Origin of the sequence: Ihubacter massiliensis (assembly GCF_024125305.1) — a bacterium.
GTDB lineage: Bacteria > Bacillota > Clostridia > Peptostreptococcales > Anaerovoracaceae > Hominibacterium > Hominibacterium faecale.
Window position 1 is genome coordinate 4,168,301 of the sequence record NZ_JAMXVH010000001.1, and the last position, 18,994, is coordinate 4,187,294.

Consider the following 18,994-nt stretch of genomic DNA (forward strand, 5'->3'; position numbering starts at 1 on the left):
CAATGACATAAAGAGTTTGGAGAAAAAAATGAAGAAGGTTTATTTTTTTGTTGTTTTAACCGCGTTTTTGTTCGGGACCATGGAAGTGGCCCTCAAGCTGGCCGGCAGCGAAATGGATTCGTTTCAGCTGACCTTTCTCCGCTTCATGATCGGCGGCCTTTTGCTGCTGCCCTTCGCCATCGCGGAAATAAAGCGGAATCATGTAAAGCTGGAATTGAAAGATTTTGCCTATCTTTTATATGTGGGCGTTCTTGGCATTCCATTGAGCATGCTCTTCTTCCAGATGGGCGTCATGCATTCCAATGCGTCCACCGCATCGGTTCTGATTTCCATCAACCCTCTTTTCACCATGATCTTTGCTCACTTTATGACAGAAGAAAAACTTACAAAAAATAATGTAATTGTACTTTTGATCGGGCTTTTGGGCATCATATTCATGGTGAAGCCTTGGCACATGCAGGAGGGAAATACGGTTTTGGGCGTAATCCTCATGCTGCTTGCTGCTCTCTTTTTCGGACTTTACACCGTGGCCGGCAAGATCAGCGTGCAGAAAATGGGCATTATGGCTCAGACCAGCATCAGCTTTATTTTGGGTTCCCTGGTTTTGCTGGTGGTTATGCTCTTTATGGGCCGGCCCATTACTTCAGGAATTGTGGATAACTGGCTGGTGGTGGCCTATATCAGCATCTTTGTCACAGGCCTGGGCTATTACTGCTATTTCATGGCAATCAAGCTGTCAGATGCAACGACCGGTTCCATTGCATTTTTCCTCAAACCCGCCATTGCACCGGTCATGGCCGTGATCGTTTTGGGAGAATCCATTCTCTGGAACACATACATAGGAATTGCTTTAATCTTGGCGGCATCCTATCTGAATATAAGAGGAAAGCGAAAAGAGGCGCAGTTAAATGAAGACCATCACCCTTGAAAAAATTGAAGATATTATGAACAATCGAACTCCCCGGGCCATCGGAAAGCATAATTTTTTTTCCGTGCTGGTGCCCCTGGTCCAAAAGGACGGGGAGCTTTGTCTTTTATACGAGGTGAGAGCCGAACATATGAAGCGGCAGCCGGGAGAGGTTTGTTTTCCCGGAGGACAGGTGGAGGCGGGCGAATCCTTCCAAACCTGCGCAGTAAGGGAGACGGTGGAAGAGCTGGGTGTTTGCGGGGATGATATTCAGGTGATCGGCCAGCTGGATACACTTTATACCTACAGCAACTTTACAATGTTCTCTTTTTTAGGTACTATAAAGGAAGAAAGTCTGTCTGAACCGGCGCTGAACCCGGAAGAAGTCAAGGAAATCTTTCTGGTCCCGCTCCGCTATTTTCTGGAGCATGAGCCGATTGTTTACAAAATGAAGGTAGAACCGGTGGTAGGGGATGATTTTCCTTATGAAAAGATTAAATTTTCCAAAGGCTATCATTGGCGGAAAGGCGATACGGAAGTACCCATCTACGAGTTTGAGAACAGGGTCATATGGGGGCTTACAGGCAGGATAACAAGAAGTTTTATAGAAGTTCTGAAAAGTCAGGAGGCAGAAAATGTTTAAAATCGCATTATGTCAGATGATGGGCTCTATGGATAAAGAGGAAAGCAAAGAGAAGGCCAGAGCTATGGTGGCTGAGGCGGCTGAGAAAGGCGCTCAGGTGGCGGTGCTGCCGGAAATGTGGAACTGTCCCTATTCTAACGATTATTTCCGGGATTACGCAGAACCGGAAGACGGCCCGTCGGTAAACTTTCTTTCCCACTTGGCAAAAGAAAACGATCTTTATCTGATCGGAGGTTCTATTTCCGAATTGGATGACAATAAAGTATATAATACATCCTTCAGCTTTGACCGGCAGGGCAATTTGATCGGAAAGCACAGGAAGGTACACTTGTTCGATATTGATGTCAAGGATGGCATTCGTTTTATGGAATCCGATACCTTGAGCCCAGGCGATCAGTGTACGGTCATCGATACGGAATACTGCAAGATCGGTGTAGCCATCTGCTACGATGTGCGATTTCCGGAATTATCCAGGAAAATGGCGCTTATGGGGGCAAAATTGATCGTGCTTCCCGCCGCCTTTAACCTGACCACAGGACCGGCCCACTGGGATTTGACCATGCGGGCCAGAGCGCTGGATAATCAGGTGTATTTTGCTGCAGCATCCCCGGCCAGAGACATGGAAGGCGTTTATCAAGCTTACGGCAGCTCCTGCATTGCCACGCCGTGGGGTGAGTTCTTGGCCAAGGCGGATGAAAAAGAGACGATCGTGTATGGCGATATTGATTTGGATTATGTAGAAGCCATCCGGCAGCAGCTGCCTCTGCTGAAACATCGGAGGGAAGAGATCTATAAATAGGGGGATTTGGATGAAAACAAAAAAAGTATGGGCTGTTTTGATAGCGGCTTTGATGGTTGCCGGACTTGCGGGCTGCGGCAAGAAGGCGGAAGAAAAGCCGGTGACCTACGAGATCGCTATGGTGACCGATACAAACAGCATTCAGGATGGAGCCTTCAATCAGGCCGTATGGGACGGAATTGAAGATTTTGTGGAAGAAAAGCCAGTTTCCTATAAAGCATATTTGACTACTGAGGATACGACAGACGGCTATCTGCGGGCTGTGAAGGATGCGGTGGATGGAGGCGCAAAGATCATTATTGCCGCGGGTTCGGCCTTTGGCAATACCATCGATCAGGCTCAATCCGAATATCCGCAGGTTTCCTTTGCACTGATCGACGGCCGTCCTCAGGATGGGGAAGGAAATGATGCGGAGGTCCGCAAAAATACGACAGCCATTACCTTTGCAGAGGAGCAGGCCGGGTATCTGGCCGGATATGCCGCAGTAAAAGAGGGATATAAGAAATTGGGATTTCTAGGAGGGAAGGAAGAGCCTCCGGTTCAGCGATTTGGGTATGGTTTTATCCAGGGTGCGGATGATGCGGCAAAGGAAAGCAGCCTTGCAGGAATTCAAGTCTGCTATGGTTATACTGGTACTTTTAACGAGGATGAGGCAGTACAAAGCCAGGCGGCCGCTTGGTATGAGAAGGGTACTGAGGTGATCTTTGCCGGCGCGGGCGCTGCCGGGCGCTCCATTATGAAGGCTGCAGAAGAAAAGCATGGCCGGGTGATCGGTGTGGATTTGGATCAGAGCAAGGATTCAAAGACGGTTATTTTTTCTGCTGTAAAAAATATTCGCCCGGCGATCAGCGATATTCTGTGGGAGTATTACGAAGATAATGAATTTGCCGGAGGCAAGGTGATTGTCTTAGATGCCAAAACACAGGGAGTCGGTCTGGCGATGAACCCATCTACAATGAACAAGTTCAGCAGCGATGACTATGATCAGCTGTATAAAAAGCTGGCGGACGGAGCGGTTACCGTTAAGCGGGAAGATATCAAGGATGCCGGAGCTTTAGCCACCGATCGGGTCAACGTGAAGATAGAAAAATGATATGGATGAGAGAAGGGGCTGTCCAATGCGAACAGTCCCTTTTTCATACAAATTTCGCAAAGCGTTGAAACGAGAAGGAACCGAAAATCTATGCCGTTGCTGCGGCCGTATCAGAGGCCGAAAACTGTCAATAGTGGATGGTTTGCGCAAGGATTGCGATAGTAGCCGCCTTTTCAATGGCCGCTTTCTCTCAGGATCGTTATCCTTATGAGGCGAAGCCTGACACTTTTCAAATTTAAATCCGTTATTTTCTGTCTTTGATCGGCTTGTAAGTCAGGTGCTCCTGCACGCAGTTGTATGCCGGGCGCATCAGCTTTTTGCCGGCGATGAGTTCTTCCAGTCTGTGGGCGCACCAGCCGGAAAGCCTGGCGGTGGCAAAGAGCGGGGTCGCGATATCGGTGGGGATATCCAGGGCGCTGTAAACGAACCCGGAATACAAATCCACATTGGCCGGCATCGGTTTTTCAACCCCGTTTATTTCCGCATACAGTTCCGGTACTTTTTTCTCAATAAAATCGCAGAGCATAAAATCGTCCACCAAGTCCTTACTTACAGCCAGCTGTTTGGCCATACCTTTCAGAACTTTGGCTCTGGGATCGGAAAGCGTGTAGATCGCATGGCCCACACCGTATACAAGGCCGCTCTTATCGTTGGCCTGCTTTTTCAGAATCTTGACCAGATAATCTTCCACCTGTTTGTGGTTGGTAATATCTTTCACATTGCGTTTCAGGTCATTGATCATATTGATTACGGCAATATTGGCGCCGCCGTGCCTCGGCCCTTTGAGAGAGCTGACTGCCGCGGAAATGGTGGCATAGGTGTCTGTGCCGGAGGAGGAAATCAAATGGGTCGTAAAAGAAGAATTGTTTCCGCCGCCGTGCTCCGCATGGAGAATCATCGCGATATCCAAAAGCTTTGCTTCCAAATCGGTGTACTGTCCCGTAGGACGGATCATGCGAAGAATATTTTCCGCTGTGCTCAGCTCCGGAATTGGATAGTGAAGATGCAGGCTCTTATTATCAAAGGTTGATGACTTGGCCTGATAGGCATAAGCAATCAACGTGGGGAAGTATCCGATCAGGTCTATGGACTGGCGCAGAACGTTTTCAATGGAAGTGTCGTCCGGGTTGTCATCGTAGCAATATAGCGCCAGCACGCTCCGGGCCAGCTTGTTCATGATGCTCCTGGAAGGTGCGGTTAAAATCATATCCCTGGCAAATCCCACGGGAAGCTCTCGTTTTTCGCCTAAAAGGGCGTTGAAATCATTTAATTGTTTCTGAGTAGGAAGCTGTCCGAATATAAGCAAATATGTAACTTCTTCAAAACCAAAACGGCCTTCCTCGATGCAGCTTTGCACCAACTCTTCGATACTGTAGCCTCTGTAATAGAGCTTTCCTTCCATTGGGACCTTTTCTTTATTTTCATTGACGGAATATCCCAGGACTTCTCCGATTCTGGTAAGGCCTACGACTACACCAGTACCGTTGGAATTACGCAGTCCGCGCTTTACGTTGTGCTTGATGAAAAGCTCGCTGTCAATCGAGTCTTTTTCCTCGAGTTCCCGGGCCATTTTATGAATAAAATTGGAAGGATCATTGCTAGCAGAAAGCCTAGCTTCACGTTTCTTTTTCATTCTTTCTAACAATTCGAATAACTCCTTTCCTATGTGCAAATTAGTCACATATAAGAATAATATTATATCATGTAAAAGGAGTAATTGGAAGATAAAACGTAAATATTATTCCTCATTCCAAACATCCCCATGACAACCAAAAAGTCCTTATTACGCTGAATCTGCCATTCCGCATCTTTGGAATTCTGTTGACAGCGGCCGGAGCGGCGGTGGTGCTCCACTCCCTCATAGAAAGGAGGAAGAATTGCAAATAATTGCGATTCCCCGCCGGCGGCCTTACAATTTAATTTTATGCTTCTGAAGCTTTCTCGTGGCTGTTGATTTATCGATGGATAAGCTGACGGCCAGATCGGTAATGGTTTTGCAATACTTCATTTTTGATAAAATAATGTTTTTTTCAAAATTGTCCATTTCCGACTTCAGGTCAATAACCGTCGGATTATTATGATTGGCTGACTCCAGATTGGACATTGGGAAAAGGGTGGAAATGCTTTCTCCGGATATAATATCGGCATTATTAATGATCACGATCCGCTCCATGATGTTTTCCAATTCCCGGATGTTTCCCGGCCAATTATAGCAGTGGAGTATTTTTTTCGCTGAGGAAGATAAAATTTTGTTGCATCTGTATTTTGCGTTGAATTTCTCCAGAAAAAATTCGCACAAAGGGGCAATGTCCTCTTTGCGATCTTTTAATGAGGGCATAGTAAAGGAGCATACGTTCAGCCTGTAAAACAAATCCTTTCGAAATTCACCGCTCTTTACCAGATCCTCCAAGTTGGAATTGGTAGCAGATATGATGCGGATATCAATGGGAATATACTTGGTGCCGCCAACCCGCATAATTTCCTTTTCCTGCAATACGCGAAGGATTTTTACTTGAAGGTGGGGCGGTATGGTGCTGATTTCATCCAAGAAAATAGTGCCGCCGTTGGCGATTTCAAACAAGCCGATCTTGCCTTTATTGTTGGCGCCGGTAAAAGCGCCCTTTTCATATCCAAAGAGTTCCGATTCCAGGAGATTTTCAGGAATTGCGCCGCAGTTCAGTTCTACAAAGGGTTTATCCTTTCGCAAGCTGTTCTGATAAATGAATTTTGCGATCAAGCTTTTGCCTGTACCGGATTCACCTTGAATGAGGACCGTGGCATCGCTGGCGGAAATTCGCGCGACCATACTGATTAAATCCAGCATAACAGGGCTTTCAAACACCAGCTCGGACTTAATGTTGGGCATACTCGCCTGGTAATATAGATCTTTCTCCGTTATTTCCTTCAATTGATTCAGCTTGCGTTCCAGTTTGCCCAATTCCGTAACGTCTCTTTCCGTGATTACAACATAAGAGATTTTCCCGTCTTTATAGAATGGCGTGCCAGTTACCAGCAGATCCAGCTTGTCCGTCAAACTTTTCTGCATTTCGGTTACCGTAGAGTTCCGCTCGATGACTTTTAAAGCAACGGAATCGTCAAAGAACCCTTCTTCGACCAAATCCCGCATATTTTTTCCAATGAGGTTCTCTCTTTTAGAATAGCAAAAACTTAAAGAAGCATCGTTGCATGCGACTACGGTTCCGATCCCATCCGTTATAAAGACGCCGTCCTGTATGCAATTTAACAACCCCTGAAATTCTTCTTCGTTGAACGTGTTCATAGTATTCTCCTCGTTTTCGTGGATAAACGTTAGTTATATACATTGATAATTTATATAATTATAATATAACGTTATAGATATAATCAATATAAAAAGAAAAGTGGTGCATTTTTGCATTGGTTGTAAAGCGGCAACAATCGAGAAAGAATTTATGCCTATTGTCGCTCTTGGAAAAAGAATGAAAAAAATAAAGTATCCGACGAAACCATTGAAAATAGATGGCGTCAGGGCTGGTTAATATTTTTTCTGTCAATAAGAGCGCAGTTGGCATGCGAAATGCTTATATTATAGGCAAACAATAATATAGGAGGTTGGAATCCAATGAAGGACATGAGCTTAAACCTGGAATACATCCATATCAAAGATGTCGTTTTCGGTGAAAAAACGTTCATCGAAAACGGGGTGTTAACGGTTAACAAGGATGAGCTTATCGATACGATAAAGACAGACAGATTGATAAACATCGATGTTGACATTGCAAAACCAGGTGAATCAACAAGAATAATTCCTGTGAAAGATGTAATAGAGCCAAGAGTGAAGGTGGAAACCGAAAGGGCTTTCCCCGGCGTATTAGACGGCTATACATCCTGCGGGGAGGGAACAACAAAAGTATTGAGAGGCTGCTGTGTAACTACATGCGGCAAGATTATCGGTTTCCAGGAAGGAATCATCGATATGTCGGGTCCGGCAACAAAATACTGCAGATTTTCAGAACTGATCAATGTGGTTGTTGTGGCTGATCCGATCGACGGCATTACACCGGCGGAACACGAAACCGAGATCCGTATGCTGGGACTGAAAGCGTCCCTGTACTTAGCAAAGGCGGGCCTGGATGTGGAAGCAGACGAGGTAAAGACTTACAGAAGAGATCCGGTGGACCCGGCGAAAAAACTGCCAAAGGTGGCATATGCGTTTCTAATCATGGCCCAGGGCCTGCTGCATGATAACTATGTTTACGGTCTCAACGCCATTCAGCTCAACGCACAGCTGCTGCATCCCAACGAAGTCTTTGACGGCGCCATCGTTTCCGGCAACTGCGTAACGGCAAGCGACAAAAATACGACCTATGACATTCAGAATCACGCCATCATCGAAGAGCTGTACAAGAGGCACGGCGTTGATTTGGATTTCTGCGGCTTGATCGCATCCCCAATCAGTACCATTTTGGCTGAAAAAGAAAGAAACGCTATGGTAACGGTAAATCTGGCTCAGACATGCCTGGCGGACAGCATCATTATCAGCCAGGAAGGCGGCGGAAATCCGGAAGCTGACCTGATGCTCATCTGCGAAAGAGCGGAAGAACGGGATATGGCCAGCGTTATCGTGCTCCACGACAATCCTGGTCCTGACGGAACTTCAGAGCCGATGGCAAACACTTCTCCAAAAGCCACGGCTGTCATTACAACCGGCAACGACAACTGCATCATCGAGCTGCCTGAAATGGAAAAGAACATCGGCTACAGAGAACAGCTGCATCTGCTTTCCGGCTCACCCGATGACTGTGAAGTCGGCGACGGAAAGATCAAAGTCGGTATTCTGGTAATTATGGGATCAGCAAGCAATTCCGCAAACGGATATTACTGCACAGAGCCGTACTAAAGAAGGAGGAAAATTGAAAATGAGAGCGTTACATTACATCAATCAGTTTTTCGGCCAGCTTGGCGGTGAAGATTCCGCTTACGCCCCTCTCGAATTAAGAGAAGGTACAGTTGGACCGGGAAACGTTCTGCAGAACATGTTAAAGGATATTGAAATCGTTAACACAGTCGTCTGCGGAGACAACTATTTTGTAGAAAATACGGAAAAGGTTGAAGAAGAGCTGGCTAAAATTTTAGACGAAAAAGAAATCGACATCGTGTTCGCAGGTCCGGGATTCAACGCCGGCCGTTACGGTATGGCATGCGGCGGCGTATGCAAGATCGCTTTTGAAAAAGAGATCATCGCTATTTCCGCCCTCAACGAAGAAAATCCAGGTTTAGAACTCTACAAAAAATACGGATATATCTTCCCAACCGGAACAAAAGCCAAGGATATGAAGGACGCCTTGACAAAGATTTCGGCCTTTGCCAACAAAATTGCCGAAGGAAAAGAAATCGGCCTTCCCGATGAAGAGGGATATTTCCCAAGAGGCATCAGAAGACCATGCTGGAGAGATAAGAGCGGAGCCGAAAGAGCCGTCGATATGGCAGTAGCCAAAGCTTTGGGACAGCCCTACACTACAGAGGTTGAAATGCCCAAATTCGATCACATCGTTCCCAGCGCCCCTGTTGCGGATCTTTCCAAGGCCAAAGTTGCCATCCTCACATCGGGCGGCATGGTCCCTGTCGGCAACCCGGATCACCTGGAAGCTTTATCCGCATCCAAATGGTGCGCGTACTCCATTGAAGATTTCGGCGGCAGCGCAGAAAACTTTAAGGGCGAAGTCGCTCACGGCGGATATGACCCGGTATACGGCAATGACTGGGGAACTAGAATTCTGCCCTATGACGCTTTTAAAGAGTTGGAAAAAAGAGGCGTTATCGGTGAATTATACGACAAAATGCTGGTTACAGTGGGCAACTGCATGGACGTAGCTAAAGCCACAAGATATGGCAAAGAAATGGCTCAGCATCTGAAGGATGCCGGTGTTCAGGCAGCGCTGCTCACCTCCACCTGAGGAACTGACACACGTTGCGGTGCAACGTTAGTTAAGCAGATCGACGATGCGGGTATCCCGATCGTACATCTTTGCACGATTTGTCCAATTTCATATTCAGTAGGAGCAAACCGGATCTATGCTGCTGTAGCGATTCCGCATCCTGCTGGTTATCCAAACCTTTCCAAAGAAGAAGAACTGGAAGCCAGAGTTCAGCTTTGCGAAAAGGCGATCAAAACGACAGCTGTCCCAGTGACCGAACAAACGATTTTCGGAAAAGACATGTAGCATTTAAGGACATACGGAGGGGCGAGAGCCTCTCCGTATGTTTTAACCAGGAACACATTTTCAATAATTTTGTCGCAAAATATAGAAAAAAACTATTTTTTATGTTAATATGGAAGCGATTTATGGGGGTAGATGGGTGCTGGTGTGCCCTCTGGTCTTCAAAACCAGTTTGAGGAGTTAGCAGCTTCTTGGGTGGGTTCGATTCCCACATACTCCCGCCAAAACTTATGCGAAGCGATTGCTTGCTGATGAGGTTGATATGCGATTGAGAAATATGTGCTCCGTTATAGGGCACATATTGTATTTTATGGGCGAATCAGGTGAAAAGAATGGAGAAGATTGACAGGAAAGAATTTATTTCTCTCATCGATGAGATGGATAAAAAATTCGTTGTTTATAATCAAGAAAAGAACGCGATCGCCGTTGCAGCAAGCTTGGATGAGCTGAAGGACTTCAGCAAAAACCAACCTGTGGAAATTTTCAAATATCATCAAGCGTACAAAGGCAAATCGGAAAATGAGTTGAACTATAAAGACTCGGACTTTATTTTCAAAAGCAGCACCATGCGCAAAACCATTGAGCTGATCGAAGCCGTGGCGCCTACGGATACGACGGTTCTTGTCCAGGGGGAAACCGGGACCGGAAAAGGCTTTGTCGCCAAGCTGCTTCATATGAACAGCGACCGAAAGGACAAGGCTTTTGTCGATATCAACTGCGCGGCCATTCCTGAAAAACTGCTGGAATCCGAATTGTTCGGATACGAAGCCGGTTCTTTTACAGGAGCCCTGGATACGGGAAAAGCTGGTTTGTTTGAAACGGCCGGCGAGGGAACGGTCTTTTTGGATGAAATCAATTCTCTGCCCATGTCCCTGCAGGTGAAATTTTTAAGGGTGGTGCAGGAGAAGGAAGTGATGCGAATCGGCGGAACAGATTACCTGCCGGTGAAGGCCAGGATCATCGTAGCCACCAATACGGATCTGCTGCAGGCAGTGGAAGCTGGAACCTTCAGGGAAGATTTGTATTACCGGCTGAATATCGTACCGATCACGGTTGCTCCTTTGCGAAGCCGCAAAGAGGATATCCGGGCGCTGGGGGAGTATTTTCTGGAACGATGCAACCAGCGCTATAAACAGAACAAATACCTGAGCGATGAGGCATGGAAGGAGCTGGAAAAATATAAATGGCCCGGAAATGTCCGCGAGCTGGAGAACATGATTGAACGTTTATCGATTGTTAACCAGAAGGAACAGATTGAAAAAGGAGATTTAACCGATCTTTTTTCCAATTTACAGATTGAGGAGCAGTTTCAATCCTCTCTGAAAATGACCTTAAAAGAAGAAATGAACGCATATGAAAAGCGGATCATTGAGGCAAGAATGGGTACATGCAAAACGACTGCGGAGCTGGCCAAGACACTGGGCATCGATAAATCTACGTTAACGAGAAAACTGAAAAGGTTAGGTATCAGGCGATGAAAGCATATCCGAGCATTTTTAATGACGTCTTGTCTCCCGTTACCCCCGGCCCATCAAGTTCCAATACTTGCGGGCCGTTTCGTATTGGAAAACTTCTGCGCCAGATGCTGGGCGGAACGCCCGCGGGCATGAAAATTGAAATGGCGGAGAAGGGCGGTTACAGCCAGACTTTTTATGGGATGCACAGCGACAAGGCATTCATCGGCGGCATCTTAGGAAAGGATTTGCACAGCTATCAATTTAACCGGGCCTACGATGACGCCCAAAAGGAGGGGATGACGGTTGAAGTGGAGTTCAATGATTCCGTTTCCTCAATTCCAACAGAACTCAGTATCATAACCATTGAAAATTCCCGGCGCAGATTGTGCATTTCTGCGGCCTCCTTGGGCGGCGGCGAAATCTTTATAGATAGAATTAACGGCGCGGCTGTTGCCATTGACGGCAAGCGTTATTACCTGATTGTTGAAACAAACGATCAAGGCATAACCTGCCGCCCATCCACCCGACCCTTCGATCAGTCTTTGATCGATGAAGTGGAACAGGACCCTCGTGTGAATTGGTACAGCATTACAAATCCGGTCTATGAAATCCTTCCTGTGGAAAATTCCCGGCCGCCGTTTGAGTCGGCGGCGGGTATGCTGGCCTATGTTGAGAAAAAGGGAATCAGTCTTTGGCAGGCGGCCATCGATTACGAAACTTCCATATGCGGATTGCCGGGTGAAGCCGTATGGAACCTTTGTCAAAAGGTATATGACTTGACCATCGATGCGATTGAAAAGGGCTATCGAGTCGCGGGCTTTGAAGGCGTTACTACGCCAAAGGCTTCAAAAGCAGCTGATTTTTACACCAGCGGCAGAGCAATCCCCCTGGGAATGGCATCGGCGGCTGCACCGGAAGCTCTGGCGATCATGGAATACAGCAATGCCCATGGAACGATTGTGTGCATGCCTACGGGCGGTTCTTCCGGCATTATCGTTCCCGCCATCCGAAATTCGGCAATGGCGTTGGGACTGTCTGAGGCGGATGAACGAAAAGCGCTGCTGACAGCCGGTTTGATCGGTACCTTTTATTACCCTACCCATTATTCCGGCGATCTGGGCTGCCAGGCGGAAATCGGTATCGCCGTGTCCATGGCTGCCGGGGCGCTGGCATCTCTCATGACCGATGATGTCAGGACCATTGAGAGAGCTGCTGTCTTAGGTGCACAGAGCTTGCTGGGGCTTCTCTGTGATCCCATCGACGGATATGTGCAGGTGCCGTGCTTTATTCGCAATATGACGGCCGTTCCCACGGCAGCTGTCTGCGCTAACAGCGCCATGGCCGGGCTGGACACCTTGGTCAGCTTGGATGAAATGGCGCAGACAATCCTCAGGACCGGAGAAAAGCTTTATTCCATTAACGACTACGGAGTTTGCTATTGCAGCAAACTCCGGTAGGGGATCAGCCGGCCAGCTCGCCTGCGATGGAGTAAATCCTGGTATCTGGTATAAAAACCGGCAATTTTGAATTTTTGTATCTGCTTTCAACGCCTATAAAGGCCAATTTTCTCAAAACCTGTGAAAACTCAAAAAAACGCCTCTTTCACTCGAAAATCCGCAGCAGCAACCCTCTCCAAGCTATAATTTTGATACAAAAAATGAAAAGAATCAGATTTTTATAACCCGGCAGCTCCTCTGCTTGACTCAAAGCAGAATGGGCCAGCGAGGGGCCCTTGGCTTATCCACTATATCTCCAAACACCTGCTTGAAGGAAGCGGTGCATTCTTGCAACTATTGTAAAACTGCAAAGAAGAATAAGGAAAATCCAAGGCGTTTGGTGAAAAATGCCCAAAAGTCCGAACCAGTAAAAACCCTTAAATTTCAGGGATGCAAGGCAATTTTCTGAAAATATCTTCTATTTTGCTCCGTTGGCATATGAATTGCGGTTATTACTAATGTAATCGTTATTTTATATGTGAGAGATAGTAAAGAAAGGAAAAGGCTATGCTAAAAATCGGAAAAAGCGAAGTTCGCATCAGCATGGTAATTAAGCTTGCCGGTGCATTCTGTGCATTCCTCATCGGAGCGGGGTTTGCCACAGGACAAGAAATTATGCAGTATTTTACAAATTATGGACTGGCAAAAGGTATCGGAGTTATGGTGGTAAACTGTTTACTCGGAGCCTGGACAGCGGCAGCAATCATGAACCTTGGCAATGAATCAAAGGATGAACAAGGTTTGAACTCTTATAAGAACTTATGCGGAAAATATGTGGGAGCATTTTTATCCTGGTTTATCCCAATTTTCATGTTCCTCACCCTGGTAATTATGATCGCCGGATTCGGCTCAACACTTAATCAGCTTTTTGGAACCCCCAACTGGGTGGGATGCCTGGTCTTCGCCGTTGTTGTAACAGCAGTGGTATTGCTGGGACTGGCAAGAGTTATTGACACCATCGGTTTCATCGGGCCGGCCATCATCATCGTCACCATGATCATGGCAATCGGCGTTTTAGCTACAAAAGGCATTGATCTTGCAAATTGGGAAAATTACATAAATACCCACGACGTCCTGCTCGCTTCCAGCAGCTGGTTCATGTCAGGGGTACTGTATGCATTGTGGAACATTGTAATGTGCCTGCCCTTCATGTCAGCCATGGGCTCCAAGGCGCAGAACAAGACAGAAGTCATCACAGGAACCGTTTTAGGAAATGTCTTATTCACAGTGGGCACTTTATTCTTAGTACTGGCCGAAGGTTCCCAGATCGATATTGTAGGAGAAATGTCCATACCAGCCTTAACCATGGCACAGGAGCTTTCACCTATATTCGGCGTCGTCTACGCAATTATTCTCGTTCTTGCCATCTTTACCACGGCCGTTCCTCTCATGTGGTCCGTATCCTCCCGTCTGGCAAAGGAAAAGACCGTAAAATTTGCTGTTATCTGCCTGATCATCGCAGTACTGGGCTTTTTCGGAGGACAGCTGCCATTTGAACGTTTGATTAACTATATCTACCCATTGATCGGATACGTTGGATTTATTGAATTCGCCTTTATCATTTGGAGAGATATTAAATTGATTCGGGGAATGAAATCGGGAGAACCCCTTCCGGCCCACGATGAGGAAGAGAAGAAAACGGCGGAAAAATAGTTAGGAGGCTAAACTATGAACAAAGAAGTTGTAGCGGTATTAGGCGGTGGAAACGGAGCTCACGCTCTGGCCGCGGATCTGACAAACAGAGGCTACCTGGTCAATCTTTATGAAATGCCCAGGTTCAAAAAAAACATGACAAAGGTGTTTGAAACAAAGACGGTTTCATCCATTGGTGTCATCGAGGGAATCTTTGAAATGAATATGGTGACCGATGATATCGAAGAAGCCATTAAAGACGTCAAGTATATCGTAATCCTGACACCAGCCTTTGCCCATGCCGATTATGCCAAGTTATTAAAAGGAAAGGTTACTTCTGATCAGGTAATCGTCTCCATTCCGGGAGCATTTGCTTCACTTAAGATTAAAAAAATCATTGGCAGCGACCCATGCCCTGTGCTGGTAGACGCCAACAACCTGATGTACGATGCCAGGCTGGTCGAACCGGGCAAAGTAAATATTCTGGAACTGGATAAAATCGAACTGGGCTTTCTGCCGACTACAGCTGAAGCTGAATTAATGCCTGAACTTAACGACATGTTCGACATTTGCGGCACCTTCCACGATGTGATGGAATGCGGTCTGGCTTTGATAAATCCCGCGCTGCACAGCGGTCCCTGCATTCTCAACGCAGGCCCTATCGAATATAAGAACAACGACTTTTATTTGTATGAGCACGGGTTCACTCCTTCTGCGACTAAGATCGATATGCGGCTGGACCAGGAGAGAAAAGCTATCGCCAAAGCTTTGGGATATGACATCAATCCATTCCACTGTTTCCCCAATATCAGACATATTGAAGAGCGGGGAGAAGAATATGAATGGCAGGATTTGTACAGAGCCGCCCATGGAGACATCGGACTTACGCCGATCGGGGGCCCCAACGACATTTTCAGCAGATATCTGACTGAAGATGCTCCCTGCGGCCTTGTCCCATGGTCCTGTATTGGAAAGGCGGTGGGAGTCCCCACGCCGACGATCGATTCCATTGTCAATCTTTATTCTGTTTTCCACGAAATCGATTGGTGGGAAAAGGGAGTGACCTTGGAAGACTTGGGGCTGACCGACTTGACAAAGGAACAAATGAAGACCTACTGCGAGACTGGCACAAAATAATCACCTGACAACGATTAAGGCTGCTGCACGAAGCAAATCGCTTTTCATGCAGCAGCCCTGTTTTTTCTCAATATCAGGCCCCACAAACCCATAAGTTTGCGTAAAAAATAAAATATTTCAATAAAATTTTCCCGATATTAAATACACTGTGCCAAACCATGTACCCAGATCTGAAAGGAGAAACTTTAAATGAAAGCGACAGGAAACGGTATCTTTAGACACTACAATTACATAAAACCCGGGGAAGATATGCATTATTGGTCCAACAAAGGCGGTACCTGCACCGGCGAGCTGGTGGGGATCATCGTGGTTCCGGCCTGGCTCCCATGCCCTCCCGGCCACGTGAGCAACGCCTATACCTTTGATTTCCCCGTAAAATATATGGAATTGACAGGAACCAATCAAACCATGGTTCACGGCGGGGAAGAGGCGATTGCAGACCATCTGGTTGAAGCGGCCAGAAAGCTGGAGCGGGACGGATGCAGGGTCATCTGCGCAGACTGCGGATATTTCGGACATTTTCAAAAACAGGTGGCCAATGCGGTGGATGTTCCTGTTTACTTATCGGGCGTGATCCAGGTCCCCTGGATCCGGTCAGGACTGAAGGATCATCAGAAAATTGGCGTGTTATGCGCAGACGCGCCTCATCTGACTTATAGTCTCTTTCAATCCTGCGGCGTGTCAAAGGAGGATTTCGACCGCTGTATCATAGTGGGGGCGCAGAATGAAGCGGAATTCTACAAAATCGATAAAAATGTAGGCAACCTGGATTCGGCCAAGATCAGGGAAGAACTGGTGAATCTTGCGCTCACAATGCAGCAGGAGCATCCTGATATGGGAGCGGTTCTGCTGGAATGCACGGATATGTCACCGTATATCGACTCGGTGCAGGCAGCCGTCAACTTGCCCGTATTCGACGCAGTTACCATGATAAAGTTTTTATACAATACCGTTGCCCACAGGGGCTGCGGGGGCTTTCTGTAGGGCTTGTCGCAGTAACGTGAGGCAAGGTGAAGAACTATTTATAATATAAATAATTCAATCGATACAGTTTGAAAAAATAAATACTTATGCTATAATCGTCTTATTCGGACATGATGAAATTATTTATCATGGAAAGGAGTTTCATGGTCATTGAAGATGATATGAAAAAGAACGGATGATTACGGTAAAACGGATATTAAAGGATGCATTGTTTGAGGATTTCCAACTCGTTGCAGGCGATCGGGGGCTGAACAATATCGTCACGGGCAACGCCATCTTTGATTGGGAAACTCCGGAAGAAATTAGAAGGACTTTTAAGAAAAGCGACTTTGTCATCACCACTTTGAGAAAAGCCAAAGAAGACAAGGAAGTTTCAGAAGAATGCCTGAAAACCCTTTTCCGCATGCGCGTATCGGCCATTGCGGTCAGAAGCATCTATTATGATGAAATTCCACAGAATATTAAAAGACATGCCGATGCCTTTGGAGTGCCGATTTTTTTATTTAAAAAAGGGTACACCGAAGACATCATTTATTTTGTGCAGAAAAAAATTGCCGAAGACGCCAATCGGCAGATGGCCGCCAAGCTGGCCCGCCAGCTGCTGGGAGACGAACAAAACAAAGAGCTGATCAACGAGTTTATTGAGCAGAATGGAATGCATCTTTACGATAATATCCGGAGCATCTATTGCTGCTGCGCGACCGAAAGTCAGGACCAGACCAGTGACGCCTGGAATATGGAAGAAGCAATACTCCGGTCCGTTGAAAGAAATCCATCTGCAGCGGCCGATTATTCCATGGTAAAGGCTGGAACGGGAATTCTGCTTGTCTATACATACGGACTAGGAAAGGGAGGTGTGCAAACAACTGCGCCGGCTCGGGACAATCTGGTGAAAGAACTGGCAGCGCCGGGAACCTTTCAGCTGGGGATCAGCAGAGTTCATCATCACGCCCAGAGGATCGGCGAAGCCATGAAAGAAAGTGTTTTCGCAGGAATAAGCTGCAGGATCGATCGTGAAACCATACGCACGTTTGATGCAATCGGCGCCGACCGCTTCTTAATTCCCATGGAGAATAACCCCTGCGTGGTACAGGCTTATACAGAAAAGCTGGACTTGCTGAGGAAGTATGATGACAAGCACCATTCCTGCATGTTGGAAACCTTAATTCAATTTGTGGAAAGCAACGGAAGCATCAAGCTGACCAGTCAGAAAATGTTTCAACATGAAAATACGATCCGCTATCGGATTGACCGTATAAAAAAACTGTTCGCCATGGAGGAATCAGAAAACAGTTATATCGAACTTTACATGATCGTCCGGCTCTGTAAAATCAAAAACTGTATTCGGGAGTTCCTGCTGGAGGACAATCTTTGATCAATCTTTTCAAAGCATTTGTAGCAGACTACAAGAAATTGACGATAAATTTTGAAATTTCATACAATTGTGCCCCATATGCCGCTGTTATATGATGAAAACAAATCAAGCAGACGTTGAGAGGAGGGATTTGATGAACACGAAAACGAATGCGAAAACAGCGGTCAAGGTGGGTGTACTGGGCATCGCGGCGCCCTTTATCGGGATGCAGGTGGGAGCAGGGTTTGCTTCCGGCCAGGAGCTGATGTCCTTTTTCGGCAATTTTGGCACAAAGGGGCTGGTGGGAATCGTTATAGTTGGTTTCGGGTATTTCATGCTGGGAATCATGGGGGCGCTCACTGCCAGGCGAATGGATTCGCCCTATTACGACGCGGTCTTCGCGCCGAAAAACAACAAGTACTTCCGGTGGTTTTCCAATGCAGTTATCATTTTTCTGGGCTTGTTCGGATGCCTGCCGATCATGTATGCGGCCGGCGCTTCCATCCTGGAGATGCAGTTTGGAATTCCCACCATCGTGGGTTCCATTTTTATGGCTGTGATTACCCTGCTGTCGGTCATGTTCGGCACCCGGGGGTTTGTCAACAGCCTCAGTATCGCAGTGCCGGTTCTGGTCATTTCATCGGTAATTATTTGTATATACCTGCTGTTTAATCCGGTGGATCCTTCGGCGGATTTCAACCCGGTATCGACCAACGGCCTTCTGCAGAACTGGTTTTTATCTTCTTTGCTCTATTTATCGTATAACATGCTCTGCGGGATTGCGGTAGTAGCGCCGCTTGGGCCTCTGGCAAAGAGCGACCGGACGATCTTTTGGGGATCCCTGATCGCAGGCGCCACCGTATGCGTGATGGCGATTATCTGCTGCAAGGCCATCATGGAAAACTACGATCTGGTAAAAGATGTGGATATGCCCACGGCCGTTATGGCGAGCAAGTTATCGCCAATCGCAGGAGCGGTGTATGCGATCGCTTTGTTCCTGGCCGTTTATACGACAGCGGCAGCCAGCCTGTTCGCACTGGATGTCCAGCTGAATCGGCTAAAGGAAATGAAGATCAACTTAAAAATGAGCAAACCGGTGATGTTGCTTATCATTACCATTGTGGCTTACCTGTGCAGCTATGGCGGATTTGTGGGACTTGTCAACTTCCTGTACCCTTTTACCGGGTATTTTGGGTTCGTCATATTGGCCGGCCTGATCTACAATTTCTTTACTGTTACCATCAAACGGAACGGTAAAGAAGAAAAACTGGCGGGAAAGGAAGGAGAGTAAA

General features: G+C 46.8%; 15 protein-coding genes and 1 tRNA gene. 14 read left to right on the plus strand and 2 right to left on the minus strand.

The window, feature by feature from the left end; genetic code table 11:
• Positions 1-28 precede the first annotated feature (28 nt).
• Genes NIA71_RS19115 through NIA71_RS19130 form a run of 4 tightly spaced genes read left to right on the plus strand, consistent with a single transcriptional unit; the run spans position 29 to position 3,442 of the window.
• On the plus strand, positions 29-928 hold the full coding sequence (locus tag NIA71_RS19115) for a DMT family transporter (protein WP_148397707.1): 900 nt from the start codon (positions 29-31) through the stop codon (positions 926-928).
• Positions 909-1,550: an NUDIX hydrolase gene (locus NIA71_RS19120; RefSeq protein ID WP_148397708.1), complete on the plus strand. Its 642-nt coding sequence runs from the start codon at positions 909-911 to the stop codon at positions 1,548-1,550. The genes NIA71_RS19115 and NIA71_RS19120 overlap by 20 nt, the downstream gene beginning before the upstream one ends.
• Positions 1,543-2,349 (plus strand): carbon-nitrogen hydrolase family protein, encoded by an 807-nt coding sequence (locus NIA71_RS19125; protein WP_148397709.1) that lies wholly within the window; start codon positions 1,543-1,545, stop codon positions 2,347-2,349. Before NIA71_RS19120 ends, NIA71_RS19125 begins: the two co-directional genes overlap by 8 nt.
• 10 nt (positions 2,350-2,359) lie before the next feature.
• Complete coding sequence (locus NIA71_RS19130; protein ID WP_253021217.1) at positions 2,360-3,442, plus strand: BMP family lipoprotein; 1,083 nt, start codon at positions 2,360-2,362, stop codon at positions 3,440-3,442.
• A 244-nt stretch (positions 3,443-3,686) separates the two neighbouring features.
• Here NIA71_RS19130 and NIA71_RS19135 read toward each other — a convergent pair whose 3' ends face one another.
• The gene (locus tag NIA71_RS19135; RefSeq protein WP_415270822.1) at positions 3,687-5,075 is read right to left on the minus strand and encodes a citrate/2-methylcitrate synthase; all 1,389 of its coding nucleotides are present in this window, start codon (positions 5,073-5,075) and stop codon (positions 3,687-3,689) included.
• A gap of 276 nt (positions 5,076-5,351) precedes the next feature.
• Complete coding sequence (locus NIA71_RS19140) at positions 5,352-6,722, minus strand: sigma-54 interaction domain-containing protein (RefSeq protein WP_253021218.1); 1,371 nt, start codon at positions 6,720-6,722, stop codon at positions 5,352-5,354.
• 321 nt (positions 6,723-7,043) lie between these two features.
• Between NIA71_RS19140 and NIA71_RS19145 the strand changes: the two genes are divergently transcribed.
• The 10 genes from NIA71_RS19145 (at position 7,044) to NIA71_RS19190 (ending at position 18,993) form a co-directional block, all read left to right on the plus strand.
• Positions 7,044-8,321 (plus strand): glycine/sarcosine/betaine reductase component B subunit, encoded by a 1,278-nt coding sequence (locus NIA71_RS19145; RefSeq protein WP_227754681.1) that lies wholly within the window; start codon positions 7,044-7,046, stop codon positions 8,319-8,321.
• Positions 8,322-8,340: 19 nt separating this feature from the next.
• A complete protein-coding gene (locus NIA71_RS19150) occupies positions 8,341-9,645 on the plus strand; it encodes a glycine/betaine/sarcosine/D-proline family reductase selenoprotein B (protein ID WP_148397712.1) in 1,305 nt (434 codons plus the stop codon).
• A gap of 124 nt (positions 9,646-9,769) precedes the next feature.
• A tRNA-Sec gene (locus NIA71_RS19155) sits at positions 9,770-9,866 on the plus strand.
• A gap of 108 nt (positions 9,867-9,974) precedes the next feature.
• On the plus strand, positions 9,975-11,120 hold the full coding sequence (locus NIA71_RS19160; protein ID WP_227754680.1) for a sigma-54 interaction domain-containing protein: 1,146 nt from the start codon (positions 9,975-9,977) through the stop codon (positions 11,118-11,120).
• Complete coding sequence (locus NIA71_RS19165; RefSeq protein WP_253021219.1) at positions 11,117-12,556, plus strand: L-serine ammonia-lyase, iron-sulfur-dependent, subunit alpha; 1,440 nt, start codon at positions 11,117-11,119, stop codon at positions 12,554-12,556. The genes NIA71_RS19160 and NIA71_RS19165 overlap by 4 nt, the downstream gene beginning before the upstream one ends.
• Before the next feature lie 546 nt (positions 12,557-13,102).
• Entirely contained in the window at positions 13,103-14,248 is a 1,146-nt protein-coding gene (locus tag NIA71_RS19170) for a hypothetical protein (protein ID WP_148397715.1), read from the plus strand.
• 15 nt (positions 14,249-14,263) lie between these two features.
• Positions 14,264-15,364 carry an NAD/NADP octopine/nopaline dehydrogenase family protein gene (locus tag NIA71_RS19175; RefSeq protein ID WP_148397716.1) on the plus strand — a complete coding sequence of 367 codons (1,101 nt, stop codon included), beginning with the start codon at positions 14,264-14,266 and terminating at the stop codon, positions 15,362-15,364.
• A 189-nt stretch (positions 15,365-15,553) separates the two neighbouring features.
• Positions 15,554-16,348 carry an aspartate/glutamate racemase family protein gene (locus NIA71_RS19180; RefSeq protein WP_148397717.1) on the plus strand — a complete coding sequence of 265 codons (795 nt, stop codon included), beginning with the start codon at positions 15,554-15,556 and terminating at the stop codon, positions 16,346-16,348.
• Between the two features lie 175 nt (positions 16,349-16,523).
• Positions 16,524-17,723: a helix-turn-helix domain-containing protein gene (locus NIA71_RS19185; RefSeq protein ID WP_253021220.1), complete on the plus strand. Its 1,200-nt coding sequence runs from the start codon at positions 16,524-16,526 to the stop codon at positions 17,721-17,723.
• A 133-nt stretch (positions 17,724-17,856) separates the two neighbouring features.
• A complete protein-coding gene (locus NIA71_RS19190; protein ID WP_148397719.1) occupies positions 17,857-18,993 on the plus strand; it encodes a hypothetical protein in 1,137 nt (378 codons plus the stop codon).
• Position 18,994 lies beyond the last annotated feature (1 nt).

Excerpts from the sequence above, each read along its gene's own strand:
- NIA71_RS19115 (WP_148397707.1), top strand. The coding sequence starts at position 29 with ATGAAGAAGGTTTATTTTTTTGTTGTTTTAACCGCGTTTTTGTTCGGG.
- NIA71_RS19120 (WP_148397708.1), top strand. The coding sequence starts at position 909 with ATGAAGACCATCACCCTTGAAAAAATTGAAGATATTATGAACAATCGA.
- NIA71_RS19125 (WP_148397709.1), top strand. The coding sequence starts at position 1,543 with ATGTTTAAAATCGCATTATGTCAGATGATGGGCTCTATGGATAAAGAG.
- NIA71_RS19130 (WP_253021217.1), top strand. The coding sequence starts at position 2,360 with ATGAAAACAAAAAAAGTATGGGCTGTTTTGATAGCGGCTTTGATGGTT.
- NIA71_RS19135 (WP_415270822.1), bottom strand. The coding sequence starts at position 5,075 with ATGAAAAAGAAACGTGAAGCTAGGCTTTCTGCTAGCAATGATCCTTCC.
- NIA71_RS19140 (WP_253021218.1), bottom strand. The coding sequence starts at position 6,722 with ATGAACACGTTCAACGAAGAAGAATTTCAGGGGTTGTTAAATTGCATA.
- NIA71_RS19145 (WP_227754681.1), top strand. The coding sequence starts at position 7,044 with ATGAAGGACATGAGCTTAAACCTGGAATACATCCATATCAAAGATGTC.
- NIA71_RS19160 (WP_227754680.1), top strand. The coding sequence starts at position 9,975 with ATGGAGAAGATTGACAGGAAAGAATTTATTTCTCTCATCGATGAGATG.
- NIA71_RS19165 (WP_253021219.1), top strand. The coding sequence starts at position 11,117 with ATGAAAGCATATCCGAGCATTTTTAATGACGTCTTGTCTCCCGTTACC.
- NIA71_RS19170 (WP_148397715.1), top strand. The coding sequence starts at position 13,103 with ATGCTAAAAATCGGAAAAAGCGAAGTTCGCATCAGCATGGTAATTAAG.
- NIA71_RS19175 (WP_148397716.1), top strand. The coding sequence starts at position 14,264 with ATGAACAAAGAAGTTGTAGCGGTATTAGGCGGTGGAAACGGAGCTCAC.
- NIA71_RS19180 (WP_148397717.1), top strand. The coding sequence starts at position 15,554 with ATGAAAGCGACAGGAAACGGTATCTTTAGACACTACAATTACATAAAA.
- NIA71_RS19185 (WP_253021220.1), top strand. The coding sequence starts at position 16,524 with ATGATTACGGTAAAACGGATATTAAAGGATGCATTGTTTGAGGATTTC.
- NIA71_RS19190 (WP_148397719.1), top strand. The coding sequence starts at position 17,857 with ATGAACACGAAAACGAATGCGAAAACAGCGGTCAAGGTGGGTGTACTG.